Source organism: Paenibacillus sp. SER-28 (assembly GCF_052906305.1).
In genome coordinates, this window is the sequence record NZ_JBRECM010000011.1 from 147,746 (window position 1) to 173,573 (window position 25,828).

Here is a 25,828-nt window from a genome sequence, read left to right on the forward strand (position 1 = left end):
CTTATGCTCTGGGCACGCTGTTCCCGGTTAGAGAATCGAGCGTCTCCTTCATTCCTCTGCTTGTAATTTCATACACGTGCTGTGCCGTTTGTTCAGCCAGCCCTTCGATCTGGTTCAGGTCTTGACCCCACCATGTCTGCTGGCCGAGTACAAGCGCAGTCAATTGCTTCGCCCCGGCGAGAGTACCGTCATATTGACTCCATAGTTCACCAAACGTGCTTAACACTTCCGCTTCATCTGCCAACGCAATCGACTCACCATTTCTGTCTCCCCGATAAAATACGATCAGGGACGCCAGCGAAAATACAATTTTGGCAGGCAACGCCTTACGCTGTGTCACATACTGGAGCAAGGATGGCAAGTTCCGTGTCTTGAACTTGGACACCGAATTTAGTGCGATACTCATAACATAATGACTTACATATGGATTACGGAATCGTTCAATAACATCGTCGGCATATACATTCAATTCCGCTTCTGACGAGTCCAGCGTCGGAATAATTTCTTCTCGGATCAGCGACTGGATAAAGTTTCCCATAATATCATGCTCGACCGCCTGCCCCACCGTGTCCAGGCCATATAAATAAGCTACAGGTGTAAGCGCCGTATGTGCTCCATTCAAAATGCGTACTTTCCGTATACGGTAGGGTGCCATATCGTCAACAATCAGTACATTCAATCCGGCCAAATGAGCAGGTAATTCTTCTTTAAGCCATTGTGGCCCTTCAATAACCCATAAATGATACTGTTCGCCTACAACAACCAAATTGTCCTTGTAACCCAATTCTGCTTGAATTTCATGAATCCGGTCTTTGGGATAACCAGGTACAATCCGATCGACCAAACTGTTGCAGAACGTATTCGATTCCTCCAACCATGCAATAAACTCGGCCCCAAGCTTCCATTGGTCCGCATATTTCAGTACGATTTCCTTGAGAGCGTCTCCATTACGGTCGATGAGCTCGCACGGAATGATCACCAATCCCTTGCTCTGATCGCCCCCGAAGAATTGAAAGCGCTTGTACAGAAAGGCGGCTAGCTTGCCTGGAAAGCTCTTTTGCGGACGATCTTCCAATTGATCCTCTGGTGCATAAGCGATCCCCGCTTCCGTCGTGTTCGACACGACAAAACGCAGCTCCGGCTTTTGGGATAATGCTTCATACTCCACAAAGTCCGAACCGTACGGATTAATCCCACGAGTGACGCACTCCACAACGGTATGCTCCTTCATGGCCTTCCCATCCTTAATCCCTTCAAGAATAACCGTATACAGGCCATCCTGCTCGTTAAGCTTCTCCACGAGGCCTCCTGGCTGCGGTTGTACAATCACAACTCCCGTGTTCCATTCTGCCAGCTTATTCATTTTGTCAAATTGCCAGTCTACAAAAGCACGCAGGAAGTTCCCTTCCCCGAATTGCAGCACCCTCTCGGGATGTGGTTCAGTAACGATAAAGCTTTTTCTGTTTAATTGGTCTAATTCATCTACTTGTTTCATCCGGAGTAACCTCCCACAATTACCATAATGATTTCATCGTTATTTTATCACAATGCACACGTTAACAAAATAGTTTTATCAACATTTTAAGTTTAAAAAAATAATAATGACAATAATATGAACACGTTAACATATACGTTTATATAAAAATCTGCAAGTATATCGTCCTTTTTCTGTTGTTTCGCACCTGATCTAAGACGGTTAAGGCTAACTATCACCCTATCCCGAGACCTTGTTCTTATATACATTTCAGGAGAATAGACGCAAGAAAGCACGGGCAGGATAACACTACTTACTAGGCAGGAGGAACACCTATGAAAACAATTGCAGATACTATTGTACAAGTTTTGGTCAATGCAGGGGTCAAACGGATTTATGGCATTGTTGGAGATTCTCTAAATAATATGGTTGATTCCATTCGCAGCAATGGTCAAATTGAATGGATTCATGTAAGGCACGAAGAAGTGGCTGCCTTTGCAGCCGGAGCGGATGCTGACCTTAGTGGCAGCATTGCTGTATGTGCTGGAAGCAGTGGTCCCGGAAATTTGCATCTGATTAATGGTTTATATGATTGCCACCGCAATCGGGTGCCTGTACTGGCTATTGCCGCTCATATTCCAAGCGACGAAATTGGAAGTGAATATTTTCAAGCTACACATCCTGAGCATCTTTTCGGAGAATGCAGTCACTTCTGTGAGGTCATTACGACACCGCGTCAAATTCCCAGAACGGTGACCATGGCCATTCAACAGGCAATTTCACGTTCAGGTGTTTCCGTCATTGTTCTTCCCGGTGATGTAGCAGCTTTGGAGGCGGAAAAGGTACCCGTCCCTGAACATGTCTACCATCCCACTGCACCTGTAGTGCATCCGTCAGCTTCCGAAATTTCCCGACTGGCCGAATATTTGAATAAAGGCAAACGAATTACGTTACTATGCGGCGCTGGCTGTGCACAATCTCACGACTTGCTCATGCAGCTATGCGACAAGTTAAAATCCCCCATGGTATCCGCTCTGCGAGGCAAGGAATATCTGGAGTATGACAACCCTTATTATGCTGGATTGACGGGACTGATCGGGTATTCTTCTGGGTACCATGCGATGATGGATTGTGACGTCCTGCTTATGCTCGGAACAGACTTTCCTTACAGACAATTTTACCCTGAAGATGCGATTGTCCTACAGGTAGATATAGAGCCAGCCCATCTCGGCAGACGTACTCCGTTGACGTATGGTTTATGCGGGGATGTAAAAGCCACATTGGAAATGCTGCTACCGCATTTAACGTCAGAGCATGATTCCAAGCATCTAGAGAAAACCGTCTCCCACTATACCAAGGTACGCCAGGAGTTGGATGACCTTGCCGTCGGTAAACCAGGTCATACGCCGATCCATCCGCAATATCTCGCCAAGGTCATCAGTGACGCCGCGCAGGAAAATGCTATTTTCACTTGTGATGTCGGTACTCCCACTGTATGGGCAGCGCGTTATTTGCAGATGAACGGTCAGCGTCGGCTTCTCGGCTCGTTCAACCATGGCACGATGGCAAATGCCCTGTCGCAGGCGATCGGAGCGCAGGCCACTGAGCCTGACCGACAAGTGATTGCCCTCTCAGGCGATGGCGGACTCACGATGCTGATGGGCGACCTGCTCACCCTGAAGCAGCATCAGCTGCCTATCAAAGTCATTGTTTTCAATAATGGCGCTCTCGGTTTTGTCGAGCTGGAAATGAAAGCGGCCGGATTCCTGGAAAATGGCACGGAACTGGTGAATCCTGATTTTGGTACTGTAGCGCAAGCCATGGGACTCAAGGGCATCCGGGTTGAAGATCCGACAATGCTGGAGGATGCCATTCAGCAAGCATTGGCTCATGATGGCCCTGTTGTGGTAGACGTGGTGGTGAACCGTCAAGAGCTATCCATGCCACCCAAAATTAATCTTAAACAAGCAGAAGGATTTACACTGTGGATGATGAAAGCGATGCTGAACGGACGCGGTGACGAGATTGTAGAACTAGCTAAAACCAATCTCTTTCGTTAAATACAGACGAAGCGGAGCACATTTTAACCTAAAGGAGGCAGAAACCATACATCTAGCATGGTTTCTGCCCCTTTGACCTGCCTGTTAATCAAACGAGACTCAGCGTGGTCTGCCTGCCGTTGATTTCCGCTTCATGAGCGCGGTCTCCATAAATATAAGCTCACCCTCATTGGACGGTGACTGAATTCGTTCCAGAATGCAGGCGGCTCCGCGCTCGCTAATTTGCTCAATTGGTCTTTTGACCGTCGTTAACGGCGGGGTCGTATACATCGAGAAACCGATATCGTCAAAGCCAATGACAGAGATATCGTCCGGTACCTTCAAGCCGTTTTCGAATACCGCATTCATTGCCCCAATAGCCATATCATCATTAGAGCAAAATACCGCTGTCGGTGGCTCCTGCAAGGAAAGCAGTTGCTTCATTGCCTGGCTTCCGCTTTCAGTATCATAATGACCTTGCACGATATATTCATGTCGAATCGGCTTACCACTATCAATCAACGCATTCATAAAACCCTCGCGGCGTTGCTGGGTAGACTTGAAGCCTTCTACCCCTTCAATGATCGCAATGCGTTCATGCCCACTCTCAACGAGAAAGGAAACCGCTTCATAGGACCCTTCCTTATCATTTGAAATCACATTTACAATCCCCGCCCCGGATACCTGCCGATTCAGTACAACAAGCGGAATGCCTTGACCGAGCACATGATAAATAAAAGGGTTGTCCGCCTCGCTCTGGCTCATCAGAATGATACCATCAAAACGCTTGCGGTGAATGGCCGAAAAATCGGCGTAATCGTCAATCCCTCGCACAAACAGATTGTAATCCACCCCGATGACATGATTAACTCCACGGATGGTATCCGCAAAAAAACTGGAGCTGGTGCCTTCTGAAATACTGGTGAAAAACAGGCCAATCGTATGCGAGCGCTGGAGAACCAGGCTTTTGGCATTAAAATTTGGAATGTAATTGAGTTGCTCTGCCAACTCCATAATTTTGCGTTTCGTATCTTCTTTAATCAGCGGGCTGTTATTGAGCGCCCGGGAGACGGTTGTATGGGAAACATTAGCCAACTTGGCAATGTCTTTAATGGTAGCTGCCATATACGTATCCTTTCCTTAGTGAGGCTCTAAAAAAATTATATACCCACCATACCACAGGAGCCGCCCGGAAAAGAAGACTTTCACAAATTATACGCGGTTATCCGCATGTCGACGTTGTAACTCTTGAACCATTTCTGCATGTCTGCTGTCAGTCAGCTTGTACATTTTACCGATGACCAGCATGGCCAAAGCCAGGGCAACAGCCGGATAGAGACAAAGCAATGCCTTGATCCCAAGCAGCGTTCCAGAGGACTGAACCACATTCGGAACATACCCGATGAGCGCTAGTCCAATACCCGATAGAAAGCCAGACAAGGATTGAGCCAACTTACGTGAAAAGTTAAATAACGAGTAAGTAATCCCTTCTTTACGCTCTCCGGATGACCATTCGCCATAATCAATGATATCGGACACGAATGCCCAGGTAACCCCGTTAGGAATACTAATACCAATGAAAGAAATACTGGCGAGGATTGTAAAAATATATACATTGGAAGGCATAAAAAAGTTAATGGAGTCGGCAATGACACTAACCAGCATCCCCAGTATGGCTGTTTTTCGTTTACCGAAGCGCCGTACCAGCTTGGGCAGGAATAACACACCCAGTAGCGACGAACCGATAATAATAAAATTCATATAAGCCATTAATTCTACATGCCCCAAGTTATATTCGGCAAAATAGATCAGTAGTGCGGACTTGATATTGTACGCGGATATGGTGAAAATCGTCATCAAAACGAGTACCAGCAAAGGCTTGTTATTCGTAAAGGTATGCACGATAACGCCTATAGATAGCTTCTCTTTTGGCCCGGACTGGCTAATAATACGTTCTTTCGTTCCTCGGTAACATATGATGAAAGCGATCACACCAATGAGTGACATAATCCCCATCACAACCGGATAGCCAACATGATGGTTAGGAAACAGTAAAATAAGCGGCATGACAACGACACTGGTGACGAATAATGCGCCCAGAGATCCCGCCTGACGGAAAGATGACAATGAGGCACGCTGATGAGTATCCTGCGTAATAGCGGCACCCAGCGAGCCGTATGGAATGTTTACAATAGAGTAGCCAATTCCCCAGATCATATAGGACGCGTAAGCGTAAATGAGTTTGCCTGTGGGTGAAATATTCGGCGAAATAAAGGTAAGAATCGTAAGAATTGCAAGGATAACGCTTCCAACGATAAGAAAAGGTCTAAATTTTCCACGTGTACCGATATGTTTGCGATAATCAACAAAGGACCCGACAATGGGATCACAGACGGCGGCAAACAGCTTGCTGACCAGGAAAATGCCTGCGGCGGCTCCTGCAGAAACCCCAGCTACATCGGTAAAAAATTTCAGCAAATACAACTGCCCCAAATCAAACATGAATCCGTTTCCAAAGTCACCCATACCATACGAAATCTTTTCTTTCAGGCTAATATGCTCGCCTGTCTTGTTGTCAGTTTGGACGCTCTCCTGCACGATAGGCACTCCCATACCTACACACCCCTCTATGTTTGTAATTATTTTCACATAATTAGTTCAGGATTTTGCAAAATTCGATTCCAGTCGCTCCGAAGTGCAAAATATAGACGAACTAAACCATTTCGATCTATATCTTGTTCATTGGAAGTCGCTTATGAGATTTTTGCAAAATCCTCAGTTGATAACTATTTTGTTTTCAATTGCTCTTACCGGGAGTTTTGAAACAAGCTCCTGGCAAGAGCTCTTTTTATGAAGTTAGTGAGTTCTCACCTAGGCAATAACTTCACTTACTATGAACAACCGTTGGGAAATTAAAATATTGCTCGGCGTTATTGTAGCAAATATTTTGTACCATTGCTCCGAGCAGTTCCAAATCCGCAGGCGCCTTACCCTCCTGAACCCACGTTCCAATTAAGTCACACAGTATACGGCGGAAATATTCATGGCGTGTGTAGGACAGGAAGCTGCGGGAATCCGTCAGCATACCAATAAAGCGGGACAGCACCCCGTAGTTAGCCAGCAACTTCATCTGCTCCTGCATACCTTCGATGTGGTCGTTATACCACCATGCCGTGCCAAACTGGATTTTCCCTACAGTTCCACCGGATTGGAAGCAGCCCGCGAGACTTGCCAGTACTGGATAATCAACCGAATTAAGCGAATACAAAATCGTTCTCGGTAATCCTCCTGCCATCTCCTGTGCGTCCAGCAATGCCGCCAATGGACGAGCGATCGAGCCATCATTTACGGCATCGTAGCCTGTATCCGGTCCCAAATGACGGAACATAGCCGTGTTGTTGTTACGCAGCGCGTGAATGTGGTATTGCATAGCCCAGCCATGTTCTGCATACTGTTTGCCAAGGAAAACTAGAACGTACGATTTATATTTGGCCTCCTCTAAAGGAGTCACATGGCCTTCCTCCAGCCCCTTGCTGAATATGGCTGCTGCTTCCTCCAGTGTCGTTTCTTCATAGACAACAGTATCGAGCGCATGATCAGATACCCGACCTCCGGCAGCATGGAAATGGCGCACCCGGCTTGCCAGCGCATTCAAAAACCCTTCCAGGCCAGAAACATCCAGTCCGCTGACTTCACCCAACCGAGCCACCCAAGGCTGGAAAGTTTCGCGATTAATTTCCAAAGCTTTGTCGGGGCGGAAGCTTGGCAGCACTGCCACTGGGAAATCGTTCAGCTTGCTGATTTGTTTGTGGTATTCGAGATGGTCCGTCGGATCATCCGTGGTGCACACCACAGTTACCTTCGAGTTCACAATCAGATCACGTGCGCCAAAGCCCTTTCCCTGCAGCTTTTGGTTTACCTTTTCCCAGATTACAGGTGCGCTCTGTTCATTCAGCAGCTCATAGACACCAAAAAAGCGTTGAAGCTCCAAATGCGTCCAATGGTACAGCGGATTGCCGATTAGTGTAGGTACGGTTTTGGCCCAAGCCAAAAACTTGTCATAATCTTCACCATCACCCGTGATCAAACGCTCCTCGACCCCATTGGCCCGCATAAGTCTCCACTTGTAATGATCTCCGTACAACCAGGCTTCCGTAATATTCTTGAACTTTTTATTTTCATAAATTTCTTGTGGACTTAAATGGCAATGATAGTCAATAATCGGCATATCCTTGGCATACTGATGATATAAGGTTTCAGCCGTTGGATTGCTCAACAAAAAGTTTTCGTCTAAAAACGTTTTGGTCATTACTTTCTCATCCCTTCTGTAATCGTGTTTCCTAACAATTTGTTAACGTTAACAAAAATGTTCGATATACTACTTGCCTTTTAACAATTACATTCCCCATAGCAGTAGGAAATCCATATGATTTGTACAGGACAATACAACTATAATATGATACCTGTACATCATGTCATACTGGTTTGCTTCGCCTTAAATTTAATGTTTACGTTAACAACAATTACATTGTAACCGCTATCCTTTGTAGAGGAAAGTGATTTTTATCATGTGAGCGGATAAAAATGATCTGCCTCCATTTGGGACAGATCTGTTCTATACCTTCTCGATGACCGACACCACAAGAAAATTCCACAATTTTAATTTTCCTTGATAGATCAAACTTTGAAAACGTTTTATATATTTTTCTCTTTTTTTCTGAAAATTTCTTTCTTGAAAATACCAGTTATTGTATTATAATTGCAATATACATCCATTGATTTACATTAAAAGTATTTCATTAGTTATTTCACAGAGAAGAAGAAGAGGTGGTAGCATTGAGTACAAAAGTGCAAGCTGTTCAAACTAAAACTATATCCGATACAAAAGGAGCCGACCTTGTTGTCGATTGCTTGATCAAGCAAGGGGTTACCCATATTTTTGGCATTCCAGGTGCCAAGATCGATTCTGTTTTTGATGTTCTTCAAGATCGGGGGCCCGAATTGATCGTATGTCGTCATGAACAAAATGCCGCCTTTATGGCAGCGGCAGTCGGTCGATTAACCGGTAAACCGGGCGTATGCATTGTTACCTCAGGTCCAGGCGCATCTAACTTGGCGACAGGACTTGTCACCGCTAATGCAGAAAGTGATCCTGTCGTCGCCATTGCGGGTGCAGTCCCAAGATCCGAACGCTTGAAACGCACGCACCAATCTATGGATAACGCCGGACTATTCGAACCCATCACCAAATACAGTGTAGAAGTAGAACATCCTGATAATGTACCGGAAGCAATTGCTAATGCATTTCGAATTGCGACCTCAGCCCAGCCTGGAGCCACATTCGTCAGCCTGCCGCAGGACGTGTTGACTTCGTCATCTGAAGTAACAGTCATTGAGAAGGTTTCTCTTCCCCAACTCGGAACCGCACCCGCCGGACTCATCAAACAAGTCGCAGAGCAAATCAAAAAAGCCAAGCTGCCCGTACTTCTTCTCGGCATGAAAGCCAGCACGCCTGAAGCCACCGCAGCTATCCGTGCTCTCATCCGAGATACAGATCTGCCTGTTGTCGAAACCTTCCAGGCCGCTGGAGCCATCTCCCGTGAACTAGAAGACCACTATTTTGGAAGAGTGGGTCTGTTCCACAATCAACCGGGTGATATGCTTCTTGGAGCCGCAGATTTGGTACTGACGATTGGCTATGATCCTATCGAATACGATCCAAAAAACTGGAACATTCCGGCAAACCGAACACTCATTCATCTGGATGACCATCAAGCCGATATTGATCATGATTATCAACCTGATTACGAGCTAATCGGAAATATAGCCCTGATTGTGGGTAGCCTTGCAGAAGAATTACCTACCTTAAAGCTACCTAAATCCTCTTGCGACCAATTGAATCGTCTGCGCCATGATCTAAACGAGCAAGCGGCTGTTCCCGCACACAAGCATGATTTTCTGATTCATCCATTGCAATTTATTCGTACACTGCGTAGCCTGATTGATGATAACGTCACAGTCACCTGTGATGTCGGTTCACACTATATTTGGATGGCACGATATTTCCGTTCGTATGAACCGCGGCGCCTTCTATTCAGCAACGGAATGCAGACGCTAGGCGTAGCGCTGCCTTGGGGGATTGCTGCCACACTCGTCAATCCCGGTCACAAAGTCGTTTCTATTTCTGGAGACGGAGGATTTCTTTTTTCGTCCATGGAGCTCGAAACCGCCGTACGTCTTAACTCACCGTTGGTGCATATCGTATGGAGAGATGGTTCCTATGACATGGTCGCTTTTCAACAACAGATTAAATACGGAAGAACGTCTGGTGTAAAATTTGGAGATGTTGATGTAGTGAAATATGCTGAAAGCTTCGGCGCCACTGGATTACGCGTGCACTCTCCTGAAGAACTAGAAAGTGTATTGCAGCAGGCACTTCATACCGATGGTCCTGTGGTCGTCGATATTCCGATTGATTATCAGGATAACATCCAGTTGGGACGTAAACTGCTGCCTAACCAATTAAACTAACCTTAACCATGCCTCACTCGTGACGGCTTTATGACAATTATGGAGTATAACGTTTTTTTTATGATTTTTTTGAGTTATTCATGTTATTTACTGAAATTTTACGTTTATTATTGAAAAGGAAAGAAAATAAATGCATACAATTATAAAAGGAAGTGTATTGCCATGACCGTTGCGCAATTGGAAACCAAGCAAGAAGCTGATCATGATATTTACCAAACATCCACTATGCTTGCTCTATTAGATGGTCTTTATGACGGAGTTGTTGCCTTTGAGGAGTTGCAAAAGCACGGGGATTTCGGAATTGGTACCTTTGATCAACTGAATGGCGAGATGATCGCGTTCGATGGTGAATTTTATCACTTGCTTCCAGACGGTACGGCCCATCGCGTAAAACCGGAAGAAACTACACCTTTTTCCACCGTCACCTTTTTCCAGGAAGATTTCACATATACTATTGACCGCCCTATGCATCGTGAAGAGCTGGAAGCTCTGCTGTTAACGTTGTTTCCAAGCCGTAATCTGTTCTATGCCTTCCGTATGGATGGCACTTTTCATGAAGTAAAGACACGGACCGTGCCTCACCAAGTTAAACCATACAAACCTTTTATCGAAGCGACCAAGTCACAGCCTACCTTCACTTTTAATGAGGCTTCCGGCGTGATTACAGGTTTTTGGACACCTGCCTATGCTCAAGGTATTGGGGTAGCCGGATTTCATCTGCATTTTATTAACGATGAACGCACTGGTGGCGGGCATGTCTTTGATTTTATCGTCGAAAAGTGTACCATCCGCATTTGTCAAAAATCCAATCTGCACCTGGTCCTGCCCGATACGCCAGATTACTTGAAGGCCAACCTGTCCAGAAAAAACCTGGAGAAAGAAATTGCCGTTACTGAAGGTGCGCAGTAATCACAGTTATATAACTCATCAAGTTACGGACCCTATAGCTAAACAATAAACAGTAAAAGATCACAGTCAGGGAAGAGAATTACTGCTCTCTGACTGTGATCTTTTTATGTACGAGCATATATATACATTACTGCTTATGCTCTCACTCCGGTTCACCTATGCCTCGATCTGATCCAGTTTATCTGCATAATATTGAATAGCACGTGAGTACTCCTGTGTAGATAAATCCGAGGTCGTCTCAGCCACCTCCATTAGCAGCTCCTGCATGGCTTTCCCGTATTCCCCCAGATTGTATAACACCATCGCGTAAAATACCCGAAACGGTCTGTAATCCGGAAATTCGTTCATTCCTGTGTCCAACCACGCTTTCGCCTTGGCGTAATCTCCCAATACACGATATGTACTGCTTAATCCAAGGATTGCTCCTTTCCTTGATTCTGCGGATAACGCCATACCTAGGCTTTTTTCATAATAGGCAACCGCTTCCCTCTCTAAGCCCAATGAATCATGTGTCCAAGCTGTCTGATACCACAATTCTGCATCATTTTGCTGCTGTTCTAATGCCTTTAAAAGAAGCTTACGTGCTTTCTCTGCTTGCCCTGTTCGTCTAAGCTCGTCAGCTTGCGCCATGATATCGTTCATATTCATCCTCCACTTCTGACTCATGCCTATCTTTGAGTTATATGTTACCCGACATTTGAATGCAATGTAAATGGAGTTTTTCCTAAGATTTGAAATCCAAAAAAACGACCCTCCCTTTAGGAGAGCCGCTATATATCCGAAGTTGAAGTTACGGTTTATTTAACCTTCAATGATCCTGTAGTGAGTATTCCAGCTACACGTTGTGCGTCGAAAATGCGGGAGAGCTCCTCCACTGCCGTCAAGTACAGTAGACCGTTGCCCTCCAGCTTAGGAGAATTACCGAGTGGAATCGTGCGTTTTATGAGTTGTGCGTATAATTCCGGTTCGGTAAGATCACGCTCAAAGCTCGCATTCGCCAGCTGCTTAATCAACGCCAATGCACCTGCTACGTGCGGAGTAGCCATCGAAGTTCCGCTAAAGGTCGCATATTTGCCGCCCGGAACGGTGGACAAAATATCTTCTCCCGGTGCAACCAAATCCACCTCATTATTTGAATTACTGAATTCTGAGGCGTGCCTATCAAAGTTGATAGCACCTACGCTAATCACTTCATTATAGCAGCCGGGGTAGCCGAGCTCGTCCGTTCTGTCGTCACCGTCTCCCTCATTTCCAGCTGCACAGATGACTAAGATTTGGCTAGCTACAGCCTTTTTTACTGCTTCATGAAGCTCTGGCACATCCTCAGGACCTCCAAGTGACATCGATATGATATCTGCCTTTTGCTCAATCGCATAATAGATGCCTTGAATAATCCAGTCATATTGACCGGAGCCCTGCTTGTTTAGCACTTTGATGATGAGCAGGTCTGCCTCTGGAGCAACACCCACGACACCATCCGCATTTTCTGCTGCCGCAATAGTTCCCGCCACATGCGTACCATGACCGTTGTAATCCTTGAAAATTTCCGGATTACCTTGATCATCATCCGTGAAATTCCGGCCGCCAATAATGCGCGCCTTCAAATCAGGATGGTCCGAATCACAGCCCGTGTCCAGCACCGCCACCTTCACGCCTCGGCCTCGAGTCTGGTTCCATACCGCAGGAGCCTGAATCAACTCTACCCCTCGCGGTATTTCATTCACTTGTTGCTCCTGCTTGATCACTTGGTAAGGAATGATATGCACTTTACGTTCCATCCTATTCCCTCCTTCATGGATTCAATCGGAAACCATCCGTCTTTGAAACTTTGAAAACCTCTACTACGTTCGAGGTTACTATATTCTAGCAATTTTTGAAAAGTTTGAACATCCCCATTTTGCTTATTTTTGTAAAAAAACAGACATCCCCCAATTTGCTTGGAGAATGTCTGTTGTAGAATCTCTTTCAGCCTTAGACTGATTCCGCCTGAAGCTCAGCCTTAGATAACAGCGATTTGTGCTGCCATTTCCGCCCCTTCCAGCGTAAATAGTGGAAAATGCCTCGTACCCACTCATCGCAGGCATGTGCAATCCACACACCCAGCACACCATATCCCATATGAATACCCAGCACATATGCTAGCGGGATTTTAATCCCCCACATTGAAATAATGGCCATCATTAACGGGAACTGAACATCTCCCGCTGCTCGCAAGGAGTTAATGACAACATGATTAAACACACGGCCCGGCTCCAGCAGTATACAGAACAGCAAAATCGCTGCCCCTAATTGAATGATCGCCGGCTCATCTGTAAAGATCGCCATCACTTCATATCGGAAAAAGGATACTACCACGATCACAGCAATCGTAATGACCAAAGACCATTTTAGGCTCCGTAAAAGTTGATGATAGGCTTTTTCCTTGTCTCCTGCTCCAATCAGGCGGGCAACAATAATTTCCGTTCCCTCACCTACAGCCATTCCAAATACCATAAAAAAGTACACAATTGTATTCGTATAAAAATGGGTTGCGATCGCTGTTGTACCCATAAAGCTGACAAATCGGGTCACCATCATTTGGCTAAGTTGATAAGACAACCATTCCAGCCCGGCAGGAATACCAATCTTCAGGATTGCTACCAGCTTACTCCATTGAAGCTGTACATAATACCGGATGCGAATCGGCGCACTCACACGCTTGTACAGCAGTAGAAAAATCCAGACACATGCTACAGCACGGCTAATAACCGTTGAAATCGCTGCACCCGCCACTCCCATCTGCGGCAGACCAAACCAGCCATAAATGAGCAGCGCATTCCCCACAATATGCAATATATTCATACCAATGCCCACGATCATCGTATCTTTAGTAAAACCATGCGATCGAATAACCGGACCTGCGGTTAGCATAAGCGCTTCCAGAAACAGCGAACCCCCTGCCAGCATCATATAAATCTCTGCATTTTCCTTAATCGTCGGGGTAATATGGTAAAAGGATAGTAAAAAATCCCGGCTCACAATAAACATCAAGCTCAGCGCCAGACCAAACACCAGATTAAAGGTTAGTGCCGAAGCCGTAACACGGCTTGCATCCACATGCTTTTGCGCCCCCAATAGCTGAGCAATGATCACACCTACACCAAGACCAAGCAGATTGAAAAGTATAATCGTAAATTCAATCAACTGTCTTGACACACCCACAGCCGATACAACCTCATCAGAAACATGGCTTAGCATGAACGTATCCACGCTACCCATCAAAATGTGAAACAACATCTCTATAAAGATCGGCCAAGTGATTGCAAAAACCGTCATCGTTTTAACGACTTGTGCTTGCTTGGAACCGTTTTCCTGAGAAAGTGACATCCTTCCGTATTCCTCCTAAATGCGACCCAATTATTACTTAATACCTACACGTCAATTAATCAATCATAAAAAGTCATATGCTTTTTATCTTTTTTATAATATTCCAAGCGGTCCTGCAATTGTCCTGTGTGGAATTCAAACTTATGTCCGTCTGGATCTGTAAAATAGACCGATCTTTTATCCTGTTCATTCCGCTCTCGTCCAGGCAAAATGGTAACATTAAAAGTTCTCAGCTTGTTGAGCATACTCTCAAAATCAGCTTCCGCTATCGAAAATGCAATATGCGTATAGGAATGATGAATTTCATTTCTCGGGATATCCTCTTCCACATTGAGAGCCAACCACATTCCCAAACAGTCCAGATAAGCCAGCTTACGTCCTTTAACGAGCAGTTTTCCATCTAGTACATTCTGATAGAAATGTATAGACTTCTCCAAATCAGACACCGAAAAGCAAATATGATTCCACCCTTGTATGCTCATGTTCCCTATTCCTTTCAGCGTACCCTGTCTAGCCAGTAGGTCCACGCTTCTGTATATTTATCGAGGTCTTTAGGATGATGGCGAATGCAGGTAGCTATACGAAAGTATAATCCCAGTAACACTTCCCTGTTCAGCTCGTATTCCCCTGTCATCTCCGGCTCAACCTTCTCTAAGGCAGGCAAAATAGTATCGACGGTCAGCCTATCCGGTGAAGAACAAAAGGCGTATATCAGATCATACAGAGGTTCTCCTACCACTGGATCAGGGTCAATAATACCCGTCAATGTGCCGTTTTCGGTAAACACAAAATTATGTACCCCACAGTCACCATGAAGCAAATATTTAATATTACGTTGCGGCAATCCAGCCACAAGGGTATGAACGAACCGATGATTCTCTTGGGGTAAAACGCCTTGTATGATCTTTCCAGATTCCTTCGTTCTGTGCAGCAGAAAATCTCTCCATTCCACAAACGGGTGATCCGGATAACCATAATGACGTTCCTCACCACAAGGCTTGTAGTGCAAGATCACCTCCGTTGCCAGACGAAGCAACAAATCGCTTTTGTTTCTTCCATGATACTGTGTGAACCCTGACCTGAACGTGTATACCAAATAACGGTGCAACGGATCTACATAAACCAAACGCGATAGTTTCTCAATCTGTACATAGGTATGTAAGAATTCTGCCTCGGCTTCTACGACAGCGGGATCATTTTGCTTAATCACGTATCGTGGCTTAGTTCCGTCCATGACAACTACCACTTTGCTCGAAGTTCCGCCAGTCAGCGGTTTGAGATTTCGCATATGGCTTTCAAGCACGCCCGTTTCGTGAAGCTCATTCAGGATCAGTTGAACATCCATCTCACGCCTCCCTCCATGCGTCTGATCCACAATGCGGCTGGCGATTTGGATATTTCATTTAGCTCCCACACGTTCGCCAGCCACTCTTCTTTTAAAAATAAATCTTTTCATGCTCCGCATAGATTTCAAGCGCCCGCTCCATCTTATGCACATAGGCCTCATCCTGACTAGAACATAGAAATGTAATGTGTCCCTCCTGCGATGGACCGGATTTTGGCGAAGGTTCCAGCAAATTACGCTCAGACAACACCTGTTTCAACCGCCTAACTGTTCCCTGGCTCCCGTCAATTAACTGAATATGAGAAGGTAGTAGTTCCCTTAGAATTTCCTTATAAAAAGGATAATGAGTACATCCCAATACCACCGTACCATATATGTCGAGATTGAACGAAGACAGCTCACGGTTAAAATATTCGAACATTTCTGCCCGGTCAAAATTCAACTGTTCGCAATAATGTACTAGCTCCGGCAGAGGTAGAGAGTCCACGCTTCCATGATCGTCAACCCTGGATACCAGCGCTGCATAACAGGATTGTTTCAACGTCAATGGTGTGGCTAACACCAGAACTCTTTTACCATTGGCTCGGTTCATCTCGACCGCTGGCTTCACAGCTGGCTCCATACCAATAATCGGAATAGGATATTCCTTCCTTAGCTCCGCAACTGCGATACTTGTAGCCGTATTGCAGGCAATGACCAATGCCTTAACATCTTCTTTAAGGATCGTTTCTACTGAAGCTTTGACATAACCAAGCACCTCTTGAGGAGTTTTCGTCCCGTAAGGCACATGAAGCGTATCCGCCATGTATACAAAATTTTCGTTTGGCAAACGTCTTAGTGCCTCGGACAATACTGTAATTCCACCCAATCCTGAATCAAAAAAACCTATCTTCAAGCTACTCACCTTTTTTCGTTCAACTATTGTGCCATATCTTACAGGCACCATGTTCATTTTCTTCTTCGCCTACTCAAACCATTCTCTTCATTAGACTTTACATTTAAATTTTACCGCAAAACTGATATTTTGCAAAAGAAACACGTAAAATTTACAGTGTAAAAAATAAAGTAGCTTTTCAAAGTAAATTTAATATAAAAGTGTTGACAGATATTATCTTTATATTGTAATATTACGTGGTAACTTACTAACTTAACTTACTTATTCAACTTACTTAGGGGGAAATAAATCATGTCTAAAGTATTATTTGTCAAAGCTAATGATCGTACAGCTGAAGAATCTGCAACAGTTAAATTGTATAACGCCTTCGTAGAAAGCTACAAGTCTTCCCACCCAACTGATGAAATCACTGAGCTGGACCTGTTCTCCGTTGAGCTTCCTTATTTGAACGCTAACATGATCAACGGCACGTTCAAATCCGCTAGAGGCATGGAGCTGAACGCAGAAGAAGCTCGCCTAGCAAACATCGCTAATGGCTACCTTGATCAATTCCTGGCAGCAGACAAAGTCGTATTTGCTTTCCCGCTCTGGAACATGACGATTCCAGCTGTACTGCATACGTACATTGATTACCTGAACCAGGCTGGTAAAACATTCAAATACACTGCTGAAGGTCCAGTTGGTCTCGTAACTGAAACTAAAGTAGCCCTGTTGAATGCAAGAGGCGGCGTTTATTCCGAAGGACCAGCTGCTGCAGCTGAAATGTCTTTGAACTACATGAACAACATCTTATCCTTCTTCGGAGTGAAAGACATCGTGAAAGTTGTTCTGGAAGGACATAACCAAGCTCCAGATCAAGCACAAGAAATCGTTGCTTCTGCCGTACAACGTGCAGTGGACACAGCAAAATCGTTCTAATCATATATTATGAAGAGAAGAGGATATCCGCGCCCTATATGGGCTGGATATCCTCTTTTTTGTTATAAAGTATAAAAAACACGTGCTCCCCTGATCTATAATCAAGTGAAAGCACGTGTTTGTGAAATGAGATTACTTCTATTTTAAGGAATGAATTGCTGCACGATTTTTACAACTTTACCCTCACGAAGCGTAACATGGTATGGAAATTGACTGAGGTCCAGAACGTCCTTTTTAGCAAAATCTTTCTCAAACTGTGCCAGAGGAATCGATTCGTTCCATTGCACGTCTGTATCTTCTATGTTACCCGTGTGATCATAAATCTGCACCTCTACCGAAGCATCTGGTGCAACCTGATACACGTCATTTTGCACGGAATTGTTTACGATGTAGTAGCCATCTGGAGCTCCATCCAATCCTGTATTTCCTTCATGCTCCAATAATGCTTTGTCAGCTGCCGCGCCTTCATACCATTCAATCGGGTCTGCCGACAAATAAATTTGTCCGTCACGAATCTCCATTTGGTTTATATATACGGTCTCCTGATTTTCAGCAGCTGCTACAGGCGTGTAGCCTTGCGCTGTTGCCCCTGCCGTCGTAATCAGCATCATCATTAAAGCCAATACGGTCCATTTCGAAGCTAGTTTCATCATGTCTGATCTCTCCTTGCCGTTTGGGTATGTACACGGTGTCTGTAAGCTTCATTACCCTTGTGTACTTATCATAAACGTTGCACGGTTAAAAAGTGTATCAGATACATAAAAAAGAAGTTACGATTTTTTAAGACTTGGTCTTAAAACTTGATAATAAGTCCTATTTATCTTTGCTATCTTAATAACCCGACCTGACGTGCCTGTTCTTCGGTGAGAATAAACTCTTCATTTTGCCATACTTCGTCCTCTTTGGTTACAGCAAACATCCCCATGATCTCGGTCCATATTCCTTTGTCGACAGCTTCCTTTTGCGTAATGATAATTTTCATTTCGTTTCCTCCTCCTGTAAAATATGTGCAATCCAAGGCTTTCGATTTGTGTATCCCACTTCGCGATCAGATGGTTTCTCCGATCGCTGTTGGAGCCTGATTTTTTGAATTATATTTTAATGGTTAAAATCAGGTTCCAAAGGCGAACGCTATCGCTTCTCCGAAATCCATCTGCCCGCTTCGTTACCCAGCTTATCCTTGCCATTCTCATTTTTCATGAGTTCACTTCTAAAAAGCCAACGACCTAAACTGATACTTAGGCCAAATATAATACTTTTATTTAAAGCCTCTAACCCTTATATGGAACTCACAATGCTTGTCCTAGATTTGCATTATCGGAGTGCTTGAGGGGTTCTTGTCCCGCTTATAACATATGTACCCTTTTCCTACCGAGATTATTCGTATCTTATTTGTAACCATAAAATTTTACATTATTTTTGTAGGTAGTGACTTCTTTAGAAATGACTAAGTCCTAAAATAAAAACGGCTGTAGGTTATTCTACGAGCCGTTTACACTAAAAAATTTTATATGCTTGGTTAATCTATTAGTACCATCAACATATAACGTATTCGTTTATTGTTTCTGCATAAAAAATGGTCGCCAAAAGCACTAAAGCAGCGGAGAGGACGGAATTGTTCTGAAGAAGCGGAGCGTTCGCCTTTGCCCCCGGATTTCTACCCTTGAACATACAATCGAGAAATCCGGGGGCAACAGCGATCGGAAGAATGATCCGTCCTCGTAGCGGTCACAAGCCGCATACCGTTACTTTGTCACTCTGCATGATATTAATGTAGAACGATTTTTACACGGAAAAGTAAAAAGGCTGTACGCATACTGGCTTGGATACGGTTACTTGTTGCCCGGTGTAGGTCAAGCGTCCACTTGCCTTGTCCACTTTGAACGTAACGATGTTGTTGGTGTCGCGGTTGGCCACGAGCATATGGTCACCATTTGGAGTCAAAGCAAAATGGCGTGGATGCTCTCCTTCAGCAGATACATGCTCGACTAGGCTCAGCTTGCCAGTTGCTCCGTCTACAGCGTATACGACAATACTGTCATGCCCACGGTTGGAACCGTACAGATAAGCTCCATCCCCCGAAATCGCAATTTCAGCAGTTGTGTTTTCACCTGTAAAGTCAGATGGCAATGTCGGAACGCTCTCAAGCTCAGTGAGCTTGCCAGCCTCTGCATCATATGCAAAAGAAGTAATGGAAGAATCCACTTCGTTAATGACAAAAGCAAATTTACCATTCGGGTGGAACGTCAAATGACGTGGACCTGCACCTGCATGGGTTTTCGTTTCACCATGAAACACCAGTTGTCCTTTGCTGTCATCAATGGTGTAAACGCGGATCAGATCCAGACCGAGATCTTGTACGAACAGGAAGCGACCATCCGGACTAAAGAAACTGGAATGTGGATGTGGACGATCCTGACGTTCAGGATGCGCTCCTTTGCCCTCATGCTGTTTAACATCCAGCAACTCACCGATACGTCCGTCCTCAGTCAGAGACACCAGTCCCACCATACCACCGTGGTAGCTGACTACAATAAGGTAACGGTCAGATGGATCACGCTGAATGTGGCAAGTTGTTGCACCCACGTTTTCCGCACGATTCAGCAATGTAAATGTTCCTTTAACTGGGTCAATTTCGAAAGCAGAGGCTTCGCCTACTTTCGCTCCTGCAGCAGAAGTCGTCTCTCCAATGGAATACAGCTTCCGATTTTTGACGTCCACATTCAGGAATGTAGGATTTTTCAAGCCGGAGAACTCATCCTGTAGTGTAAGTGCTCCTGTCTGTTCATTAAAAGTGTACGAATAAACTCCGTTACCTTCCAATTCGGCGTAAGAGCCTGCAAATACGAGCAATTTTTGTTGTGCTGTCATGGTTGTGTCCTCCTTGGATTAAAAAAATGATGGGCAATTGGAATGATTGCTCCTGTTACAAACATCGCTTTAAGAGGCGCGCTCCACCACGGGCTCTGTGGACAACGCCACATTTCCCGCTACGGCACGCGAGATCATGCATGAGGTTTCTGCCTGCTCTGCCAGTCGCAATGCTTGTTCAATCTGCGATTCTGTCGCATCGGCGACCAATTGAACCTGCGGACGATGCACAATTCGGCGATATGTAAAAATATTGTTCGTTACATCGACAATCCCTTCGGATTCCAGCGCCAGTGATGCCACCGGGAGACTCGCGCGCTCCATCATCGCCGCCAACGTAATCAAATAGCAGGTAGCGGCGGCACCGAGCAGCATTTCATCTGGATTGGTGCCCACACCAGGGCCTCCCATCTCAGCCGGGATCGAAATTGCAGTCCGCAACTGTCCAGCCTCAATATGGCCGTCGCTGTTGCGCCCCCCGTTCCAGTCTGCCTTGAGCAGAAAGGTATGCTCCATTTCAGGTCACTCCTCTCTCTTATATTATGAATCTTTACACAGGTGAATGTAAAGGTTAGTCAATCTCCTGATTTTTGGTTTCCGTACCCAGCAACCATACAGCCGCAGCTCCGATCAAGATAGCTACGAAGAAAATCACAAAGATAGATGGTAGCGCTACGCCCTGTCCTACGAGTATACCGACCGCAAAAGGCCCGATAACGCCTCCAATACGGCCAAACGCAGCCGCCATACCCACACCAGTTGAACGTACAGCTGTCGGGTACAATTCTGGAGTATAGGCGTACATGGCTCCCCATGCACCAAGATTAAAAAAGGACAAGCTGATACCAGCAGCCAACAGCATTCCCGCCGTTTCCGAGGTGCCAAACCAAATGGCGGACACTGCTGTGAGCAGCAAGTAGATGATCAGTACGAATTTGCGGCCCAGCTTTTCAATTAGATAAGCGGCGGTAAAGTAACCTGGTAGTTGCGCAAGCGTCATGATCAGCACATACTCAAAGCTTTTAACCAGTTCGAAACCTTTCATAAACATCATGCTCGGTAGCCACAGGAACATGCCGTAGTATGAAAATACAACTGTGAACCATAAAATCCACAGCATCAGTGTAGACTTGCGATGGGGTCCCGACCAAATCGAAGCCAATCGTGCACGCAGCGGAAGTTTGACGCTTTGCTGCTTGTAACGCGGTGAATCATCTATAGCTCTGCGCAGATAAAGAGCGTACAGCGCAGGTACTGCGCCGAGAATAAACGCCATTTGCCAACCATACTTTGGAATAACAAAATAAGCAATAAGAGCCGAAAGGATCCAGCCTGCCGCCCAAAAGCTTTCCAGCAGGACAACCGCTCTTCCTCGTTCTTTCACAGGCACTGATTCTGACACCAGCGTCGAAGCAACAGGCAATTCCCCACCCAAGCCTGCACCAGCAATAAAACGCAGTACCAGCAGCATTCCGAGACCTGTCGCCAAAGCGGATAATCCACTGGCAATAGAAAAGATCAACAATGTCCACACTAATATAGCACGTCTACCGTAACGATCAGCCAAAATCCCCGCCAAAGCGGCTCCGAACACCATTCCTATCGAATTCATTGCAGTTAGCAGTCCAATTTGCTCAGATCCCAGATGCCACTCCTTTGCCAACGCTGCGACTATAAATGAAAGCAGCCCCACATCCATAGCATCAAACAACCAGCTGAGCCCTGCGCTAAACAGCAATTTTCTTTTTTTGGCTGGTGGTAATGAAGTTAATTCACTCATGATTTGCTCTCCCTTAAAAATATATCGTATGTAGACGTATATTCAGGTGTCTTGTCACCTGTAGCCTAGCATCTATTGTACCGTAAGCTTCCTTAATCTGCGAGCTTTTTAACACAAAAAAAACGGAAGATTGCCTACGGCAATTCTCCCGCCTTCTGGAACCTGCCACTTACCGGTTTTGGACCAGACCGATGATCGTCACCATGAGCACCAGCAGCTGGATGAGTGTATCGTTACTCATTCCAATCGCCTCCATCCCATATGAGATACTCCTTCGGCCGTTTCCCCTCTCCCCGGATCATGACGCTTGTTCCCCAATACATACCTATGCAGGCGGCGGGAAGCTTATGATCAATCATGGATGAAAATCTACATACGTTTTAAGGTTTAATCCAGGACCACTGCAAATCCATTTCCTGAATGCATTCACGGTTATCATGTTCATCATTGGCCACCAGTGGGGTCACCGGATAGATGCTCATGTCTCCTTGCTCATACGTGCGTAGTAGAGGTAGTAGCTCATCTATGTTCTGTACAGACGGACTCAGCCATGAATCTATATGGTCAGCTTCCAAAATAGCCGGCATACGGGTATCGAATTCACGTATATCCGTATTGGCCTGAACTGTCATCATCGTACAGGTGCGTAAAGGCTCCTTACGACTATCCTGCCATACTTCATATAGCCCCGCGACCGCAAACATCTTCTGTTCCGGCAATACCACTCGTACAGCACACATGCGTTTACCCAATTTTCGCCAATAATAAAATCCATTGCATGGAATGATACAGCGCCGGGTTTCCGCCATCTTGCGATAACTTGGATTTACCCGAACCGTATTCAAGTCTGCATTGACACAATCCTTGCCCCAGTAGGGAATAAATCCCCAGCGGAATTCATCAAGTACTCGTTCTCCATCCTGATGCAGCACAATTGGAACATGCTGGGTGGGACTCATGTTATAGCGTGTTTTGTAATAATACATCACCCGTTGTATACCAAAATGATCCCTAACCTCATCCAAATCAGCCGATAACGAAAACCTCTTGCACATTTGCTATTCATCCTTCCGCCTTTTTCACCTATTGTGCGGATATACAAGGAAAAATATGCATATGCAGGTTTTGCAAAAATCCAATAAACGACAAAACATATAGCAATATCCCCGCAGTTGTGAAGCTACGGGGATAGATACTAACTTATATTGTTATTACTTCTTTTCTACCGCGTGACCGCCAAATTCATTGCGCAACGCAGCAACCACTTTCCCGTTGAACGTGTCCGCATCAAGAGAACGATAGCGCATCAGCAGGGACAAGGCAATAACCGGAGTTGCGGCCTGAATGTCCAGTGCTTCCTCTACCGTCCATTTTCCTTCACCAGAAGAGTGCATAACCCCACGAATTTCGTCCAGGTTTGCATCTTTGGAAAATGCACGTTCAGTCAAACCCATCAGCCAAGAGCGAATAACAGAACCGTTGTTCCACACGCGCGCTACTTGTTCATAATCAAAGTCAAAGCTGCTTTTTTCTAGCACTTCAAATCCTTCACCGATGGAAGCCATCATGCCGTATTCCACACCGTTATGAACCATTTTCAGAAAATGTCCGCTTCCTGATTTACCTGCATACAGATATCCATTTTCCACTGCTGTGTCGCGGAAAATAGGCTCAACAACCGCCCAAGCTTCCGGATCGCCACCGATCATGTAACAAGCGCCATTACGTGCGCCTTCCATCCCGCCTGAAGTTCCAGCATCCATGAAGCTGATACCATATTCTTGAAGACGGGCATGACGAGCAATAGACTCTTTGTAATGAGAATTACCACCTTCAATAATGATGTCCCCTTTGGACAACATCGGTTGAAGCTGATCCAGCACAGAATCAACAATTTGGTGAGGAACCATAATCCACAATACTCTAGGGGATTGAGTTGCCTGTACAAGCTCTTCCAATGTAGAAGCACCTGTAGCTCCATAATCCTTCATTTCTTGGATTGCGGCTGCATTGACGTCGTAAGCGACAAGTTCATGCTTATGATCGATCAAATTTTTTCCGAGATTCAAGCCCATTTTTCCCAAACCAATTAATCCTACTTGCATTGTAAAGGCCTCCTGCCGTAGCAAACATATTTTGTATATACTTTCTTATTGGTGTTAAGAACGAACGACTGCTTTTTCAGTGCTTTCGGACTTTTCGTCCAGCCACCATGTAAAGCCTTGTTCTTCCAACAATTGATCTGAAGCTTCTGGACCGTAAGAGCCTGCTGTATACGTGTGAAGTGGAACCTCACCACGAGCAAAAGCTTCCAGTACAGGTTGAACCCACACCCATGAAAGCTCAACTTCGTTCCAATGAGCAAAAAAGGTGGAATCGCCGCGCAGCGCATCAAAGATGAGGCGCTCATAGGCTTCTGGTACATCCTTGGCCTCGGAATGATAATTCATCAGAACCGTTTCCAGTTGACCAGCGTTTAGCGGGTCTCTGCTATTTAGACGCAGCGTTACCTTTTCATCCGGGTTAACATGGATGATCAGCAAGTTCGGGTCAGTCGGTTGTCCTTGAGCGGCATAAGGATCTGTGCTGTCCTTTTTGAATTCCACGACGATACGAGTAGATTTTTCTTTCATACGTTTGCCGGTACGAATATAGAACGGCACACCCGACCATTGTTCGTTGTCAATCCATAGGCGAGCTGAAATGAAAGTATCATTTTGCGAATCAGGTCCGATATCCGGCTCTTCTTTATAGGAAGGAACTGCTTTTCCGTTGATCTCACCGTTGGTATATTGGCCTCTAACCACGTTGGAAGCAATGTCGGAAGGATCAAGCGCACGAAGCGCGTCCATGACCTTGCTTTTTTCGTCACGCACCTGGTCAGCCGTGACATGTCCCGGCTTGTTCATCGCCGTCATCATCAACACCTGCAGCATGTGATTTTGTACCATATCACGAATAGCGCCGGAATGATCATAGTATCCTGCTCGCTCCTCCACCCCTACAGTCTCGGAAGCGGTAATTTGCACATTGGCGATGTATTGATTGTTCCATATTCCTTGGAGCAATGGATTAGCAAATTTTAAGGCTTCCAGGTTTTGCACCATGGGCTTACCTAAGTAATGGTCAATACGATAAATCTCATCCTCAGCAAAGGTTCTGCTTAGGCGATCATTCAGCTCACGTGCGGATTCCAAATCATGTCCAAATGGTTTTTCGATAATGAGCCGTTTCCAACCCTTTGTTTCAGCTAAACCACTTTCTCGAATATTGAGGGCAATCACATCAAAAAATTCCGGTGCCACCGATAAGTAAAACATGCGGTTCCCCGGAATTCCCAAGTCATTTTCACGTTGCTCAGCAAGCTGCAGCAGCTTTTTATAATCTTCCGGGTGGTTGACGTTCAATGCGCTGTAACGGAAAGCACTTAAGAACTGATCCATCTGTGCACGGTCTTCATTCACGTGTCTGGAAAAGTCCTTAATGGATTGCTCTACATTACTTTGAAATTGCTCGTCCGCCACTTCACGACGCCCCATCCCAATTACAGAAAAGGAAGCCGGAATTTTACCTTCTACAAACAAATTATACAAGGCAGGGTAAATTTTGCGTTTCGCCAAATCCCCTGTCGCTCCAAATAAGACAAATGTCATTGAATCCATGAATTATTCCTTCTTCCCATTATAAAGATGAGGTTATT

22 protein-coding genes are annotated in these 25,828 nt (G+C 45.3%); 4 read left to right on the forward strand and 18 right to left on the reverse strand.

What is annotated here, in order from left to right:
- Position 1: 1 nt before the first annotated feature.
- Positions 2–1,495 carry a tagaturonate reductase gene (locus ACUYLD_RS21400; protein ID WP_446675952.1) on the reverse strand — a complete coding sequence of 498 codons (1,494 nt, stop codon included), beginning with the start codon at positions 1,493–1,495 and terminating at the stop codon, positions 2–4.
- Positions 1,496–1,809: 314 nt separating this feature from the next.
- Here ACUYLD_RS21400 and poxB point away from each other — a divergent pair, with 314 nt between their 5' ends.
- Positions 1,810–3,534, forward strand: a complete 1,725-nt coding sequence (gene poxB, locus ACUYLD_RS21405; protein WP_446675953.1) for a ubiquinone-dependent pyruvate dehydrogenase — start codon at positions 1,810–1,812, stop codon at positions 3,532–3,534.
- A gap of 99 nt (positions 3,535–3,633) precedes the next feature.
- Here poxB and ACUYLD_RS21410 read toward each other — a convergent pair whose 3' ends face one another.
- The 3 genes from ACUYLD_RS21410 to uxaC all read right to left on the reverse strand — a co-directional run bounded on the left by ACUYLD_RS21410 (position 3,634) and on the right by uxaC (position 7,822).
- Positions 3,634–4,638: a LacI family DNA-binding transcriptional regulator gene (locus ACUYLD_RS21410; protein ID WP_013310043.1), complete on the reverse strand. Its 1,005-nt coding sequence runs from the start codon at positions 4,636–4,638 to the stop codon at positions 3,634–3,636.
- Between the two features lie 87 nt (positions 4,639–4,725).
- Positions 4,726–6,126 (reverse strand): MFS transporter, encoded by a 1,401-nt coding sequence (locus tag ACUYLD_RS21415; RefSeq protein ID WP_061830333.1) that lies wholly within the window; start codon positions 6,124–6,126, stop codon positions 4,726–4,728.
- A 271-nt stretch (positions 6,127–6,397) separates the two neighbouring features.
- On the reverse strand, positions 6,398–7,822 hold the full coding sequence (uxaC, locus tag ACUYLD_RS21420; protein ID WP_446675954.1) for a glucuronate isomerase: 1,425 nt from the start codon (positions 7,820–7,822) through the stop codon (positions 6,398–6,400).
- A gap of 518 nt (positions 7,823–8,340) precedes the next feature.
- Here uxaC and alsS point away from each other — a divergent pair.
- Together alsS and budA are read left to right on the forward strand one after the other, a co-directional pair.
- The gene (gene alsS / locus ACUYLD_RS21425) at positions 8,341–10,044 is read left to right on the forward strand and encodes an acetolactate synthase AlsS (protein WP_172828313.1); all 1,704 of its coding nucleotides are present in this window, start codon (positions 8,341–8,343) and stop codon (positions 10,042–10,044) included.
- Between the two features lie 162 nt (positions 10,045–10,206).
- Positions 10,207–10,953: an acetolactate decarboxylase gene (gene budA, locus ACUYLD_RS21430; RefSeq protein ID WP_446675955.1), complete on the forward strand. Its 747-nt coding sequence runs from the start codon at positions 10,207–10,209 to the stop codon at positions 10,951–10,953.
- Positions 10,954–11,109: 156 nt separating this feature from the next.
- Here the strand turns inward: budA and ACUYLD_RS21435 are convergent, their stop codons facing one another.
- The 6 genes from ACUYLD_RS21435 to murI all read right to left on the reverse strand — a co-directional run bounded on the left by ACUYLD_RS21435 (position 11,110) and on the right by murI (position 16,610).
- Positions 11,110–11,595: a tetratricopeptide repeat protein gene (locus tag ACUYLD_RS21435; RefSeq protein ID WP_061830331.1), complete on the reverse strand. Its 486-nt coding sequence runs from the start codon at positions 11,593–11,595 to the stop codon at positions 11,110–11,112.
- Between the two features lie 155 nt (positions 11,596–11,750).
- Positions 11,751–12,731 carry a S8 family peptidase gene (locus tag ACUYLD_RS21440; protein ID WP_061830330.1) on the reverse strand — a complete coding sequence of 327 codons (981 nt, stop codon included), beginning with the start codon at positions 12,729–12,731 and terminating at the stop codon, positions 11,751–11,753.
- A gap of 193 nt (positions 12,732–12,924) precedes the next feature.
- Complete coding sequence (locus tag ACUYLD_RS21445; protein WP_069291764.1) at positions 12,925–14,319, reverse strand: MATE family efflux transporter; 1,395 nt, start codon at positions 14,317–14,319, stop codon at positions 12,925–12,927.
- A 59-nt stretch (positions 14,320–14,378) separates the two neighbouring features.
- The gene (gene fosB, locus ACUYLD_RS21450) at positions 14,379–14,801 is read right to left on the reverse strand and encodes a metallothiol transferase FosB (RefSeq protein WP_061830328.1); all 423 of its coding nucleotides are present in this window, start codon (positions 14,799–14,801) and stop codon (positions 14,379–14,381) included.
- Between the two features lie 14 nt (positions 14,802–14,815).
- Complete coding sequence (locus ACUYLD_RS21455; protein WP_254351353.1) at positions 14,816–15,664, reverse strand: aminoglycoside phosphotransferase family protein; 849 nt, start codon at positions 15,662–15,664, stop codon at positions 14,816–14,818.
- Positions 15,665–15,755: 91 nt separating this feature from the next.
- On the reverse strand, positions 15,756–16,610 hold the full coding sequence (gene murI / locus ACUYLD_RS21460) for a glutamate racemase (protein WP_254326044.1): 855 nt from the start codon (positions 16,608–16,610) through the stop codon (positions 15,756–15,758).
- A gap of 240 nt (positions 16,611–16,850) precedes the next feature.
- Between murI and ACUYLD_RS21465 the strand changes: the two genes are divergently transcribed.
- On the forward strand, positions 16,851–17,477 hold the full coding sequence (locus ACUYLD_RS21465; protein ID WP_043882169.1) for an FMN-dependent NADH-azoreductase: 627 nt from the start codon (positions 16,851–16,853) through the stop codon (positions 17,475–17,477).
- 143 nt (positions 17,478–17,620) lie between these two features.
- Here ACUYLD_RS21465 and ACUYLD_RS21470 read toward each other — a convergent pair whose 3' ends face one another.
- From ACUYLD_RS21470 to zwf, 8 genes are all read right to left on the reverse strand, one after another.
- On the reverse strand, positions 17,621–18,130 hold the full coding sequence (locus ACUYLD_RS21470; protein WP_061830325.1) for a hypothetical protein: 510 nt from the start codon (positions 18,128–18,130) through the stop codon (positions 17,621–17,623).
- 173 nt (positions 18,131–18,303) lie between these two features.
- Positions 18,304–18,459, reverse strand: coding sequence for a hypothetical protein (locus ACUYLD_RS21475; protein WP_023988309.1), 156 nt, complete (start codon positions 18,457–18,459; stop codon positions 18,304–18,306).
- Between the two features lie 803 nt (positions 18,460–19,262).
- Positions 19,263–20,348: a lactonase family protein gene (locus ACUYLD_RS21480; protein WP_061830324.1), complete on the reverse strand. Its 1,086-nt coding sequence runs from the start codon at positions 20,346–20,348 to the stop codon at positions 19,263–19,265.
- 69 nt (positions 20,349–20,417) lie between these two features.
- The gene (locus ACUYLD_RS21485; RefSeq protein ID WP_254351354.1) at positions 20,418–20,864 is read right to left on the reverse strand and encodes an OsmC family protein; all 447 of its coding nucleotides are present in this window, start codon (positions 20,862–20,864) and stop codon (positions 20,418–20,420) included.
- Between the two features lie 55 nt (positions 20,865–20,919).
- Positions 20,920–22,128 (reverse strand): MFS transporter, encoded by a 1,209-nt coding sequence (locus ACUYLD_RS21490; RefSeq protein ID WP_069291760.1) that lies wholly within the window; start codon positions 22,126–22,128, stop codon positions 20,920–20,922.
- A 380-nt stretch (positions 22,129–22,508) separates the two neighbouring features.
- The gene (locus tag ACUYLD_RS21495) at positions 22,509–23,183 is read right to left on the reverse strand and encodes an SOS response-associated peptidase (RefSeq protein ID WP_165175551.1); all 675 of its coding nucleotides are present in this window, start codon (positions 23,181–23,183) and stop codon (positions 22,509–22,511) included.
- 156 nt (positions 23,184–23,339) lie between these two features.
- On the reverse strand, positions 23,340–24,233 hold the full coding sequence (gene gnd, locus ACUYLD_RS21500; protein WP_053325295.1) for a phosphogluconate dehydrogenase (NAD(+)-dependent, decarboxylating): 894 nt from the start codon (positions 24,231–24,233) through the stop codon (positions 23,340–23,342).
- A gap of 54 nt (positions 24,234–24,287) precedes the next feature.
- On the reverse strand, positions 24,288–25,790 hold the full coding sequence (gene zwf, locus ACUYLD_RS21505; RefSeq protein WP_446675956.1) for a glucose-6-phosphate dehydrogenase: 1,503 nt from the start codon (positions 25,788–25,790) through the stop codon (positions 24,288–24,290).
- Positions 25,791–25,828: the final 38 nt, after the last annotated feature.

Bases quoted from the DNA above. Each gene is read 5' to 3' on its own strand.
- ACUYLD_RS21470 (WP_061830325.1), bottom strand. From the start codon at position 18,130: ATGATGAAACTAGCTTCGAAATGGACCGTATTGGCTTTAATGATGATG.
- ACUYLD_RS21440 (WP_061830330.1), bottom strand. From the start codon at position 12,731: ATGGAACGTAAAGTGCATATCATTCCTTACCAAGTGATCAAGCAGGAG.
- ACUYLD_RS21465 (WP_043882169.1), top strand. From the start codon at position 16,851: ATGTCTAAAGTATTATTTGTCAAAGCTAATGATCGTACAGCTGAAGAA.
- uxaC (WP_446675954.1), bottom strand. From the start codon at position 7,822: ATGACCAAAACGTTTTTAGACGAAAACTTTTTGTTGAGCAATCCAACG.
- gnd (WP_053325295.1), bottom strand. From the start codon at position 24,233: ATGCAAGTAGGATTAATTGGTTTGGGAAAAATGGGCTTGAATCTCGGA.
- ACUYLD_RS21415 (WP_061830333.1), bottom strand. From the start codon at position 6,126: ATGGGAGTGCCTATCGTGCAGGAGAGCGTCCAAACTGACAACAAGACA.
- ACUYLD_RS21490 (WP_069291760.1), bottom strand. From the start codon at position 22,128: ATGAGTGAATTAACTTCATTACCACCAGCCAAAAAAAGAAAATTGCTG.
- ACUYLD_RS21400 (WP_446675952.1), bottom strand. From the start codon at position 1,495: ATGAAACAAGTAGATGAATTAGACCAATTAAACAGAAAAAGCTTTATC.
- ACUYLD_RS21435 (WP_061830331.1), bottom strand. From the start codon at position 11,595: ATGAACGATATCATGGCGCAAGCTGACGAGCTTAGACGAACAGGGCAA.
- ACUYLD_RS21455 (WP_254351353.1), bottom strand. From the start codon at position 15,664: ATGGATGTTCAACTGATCCTGAATGAGCTTCACGAAACGGGCGTGCTT.
- fosB (WP_061830328.1), bottom strand. From the start codon at position 14,801: ATGAGCATACAAGGGTGGAATCATATTTGCTTTTCGGTGTCTGATTTG.
- ACUYLD_RS21495 (WP_165175551.1), bottom strand. From the start codon at position 23,183: ATGTGCAAGAGGTTTTCGTTATCGGCTGATTTGGATGAGGTTAGGGAT.
- ACUYLD_RS21485 (WP_254351354.1), bottom strand. From the start codon at position 20,864: ATGGAGCATACCTTTCTGCTCAAGGCAGACTGGAACGGGGGGCGCAAC.
- ACUYLD_RS21475 (WP_023988309.1), bottom strand. From the start codon at position 18,459: ATGAAAATTATCATTACGCAAAAGGAAGCTGTCGACAAAGGAATATGG.
- poxB (WP_446675953.1), top strand. From the start codon at position 1,810: ATGAAAACAATTGCAGATACTATTGTACAAGTTTTGGTCAATGCAGGG.
- ACUYLD_RS21410 (WP_013310043.1), bottom strand. From the start codon at position 4,638: ATGGCAGCTACCATTAAAGACATTGCCAAGTTGGCTAATGTTTCCCAT.
- murI (WP_254326044.1), bottom strand. From the start codon at position 16,610: ATGGTGCCTGTAAGATATGGCACAATAGTTGAACGAAAAAAGGTGAGT.
- ACUYLD_RS21445 (WP_069291764.1), bottom strand. From the start codon at position 14,319: ATGTCACTTTCTCAGGAAAACGGTTCCAAGCAAGCACAAGTCGTTAAA.
- budA (WP_446675955.1), top strand. From the start codon at position 10,207: ATGACCGTTGCGCAATTGGAAACCAAGCAAGAAGCTGATCATGATATT.
- zwf (WP_446675956.1), bottom strand. From the start codon at position 25,790: ATGGATTCAATGACATTTGTCTTATTTGGAGCGACAGGGGATTTGGCG.
- ACUYLD_RS21480 (WP_061830324.1), bottom strand. From the start codon at position 20,348: ATGACAGCACAACAAAAATTGCTCGTATTTGCAGGCTCTTACGCCGAA.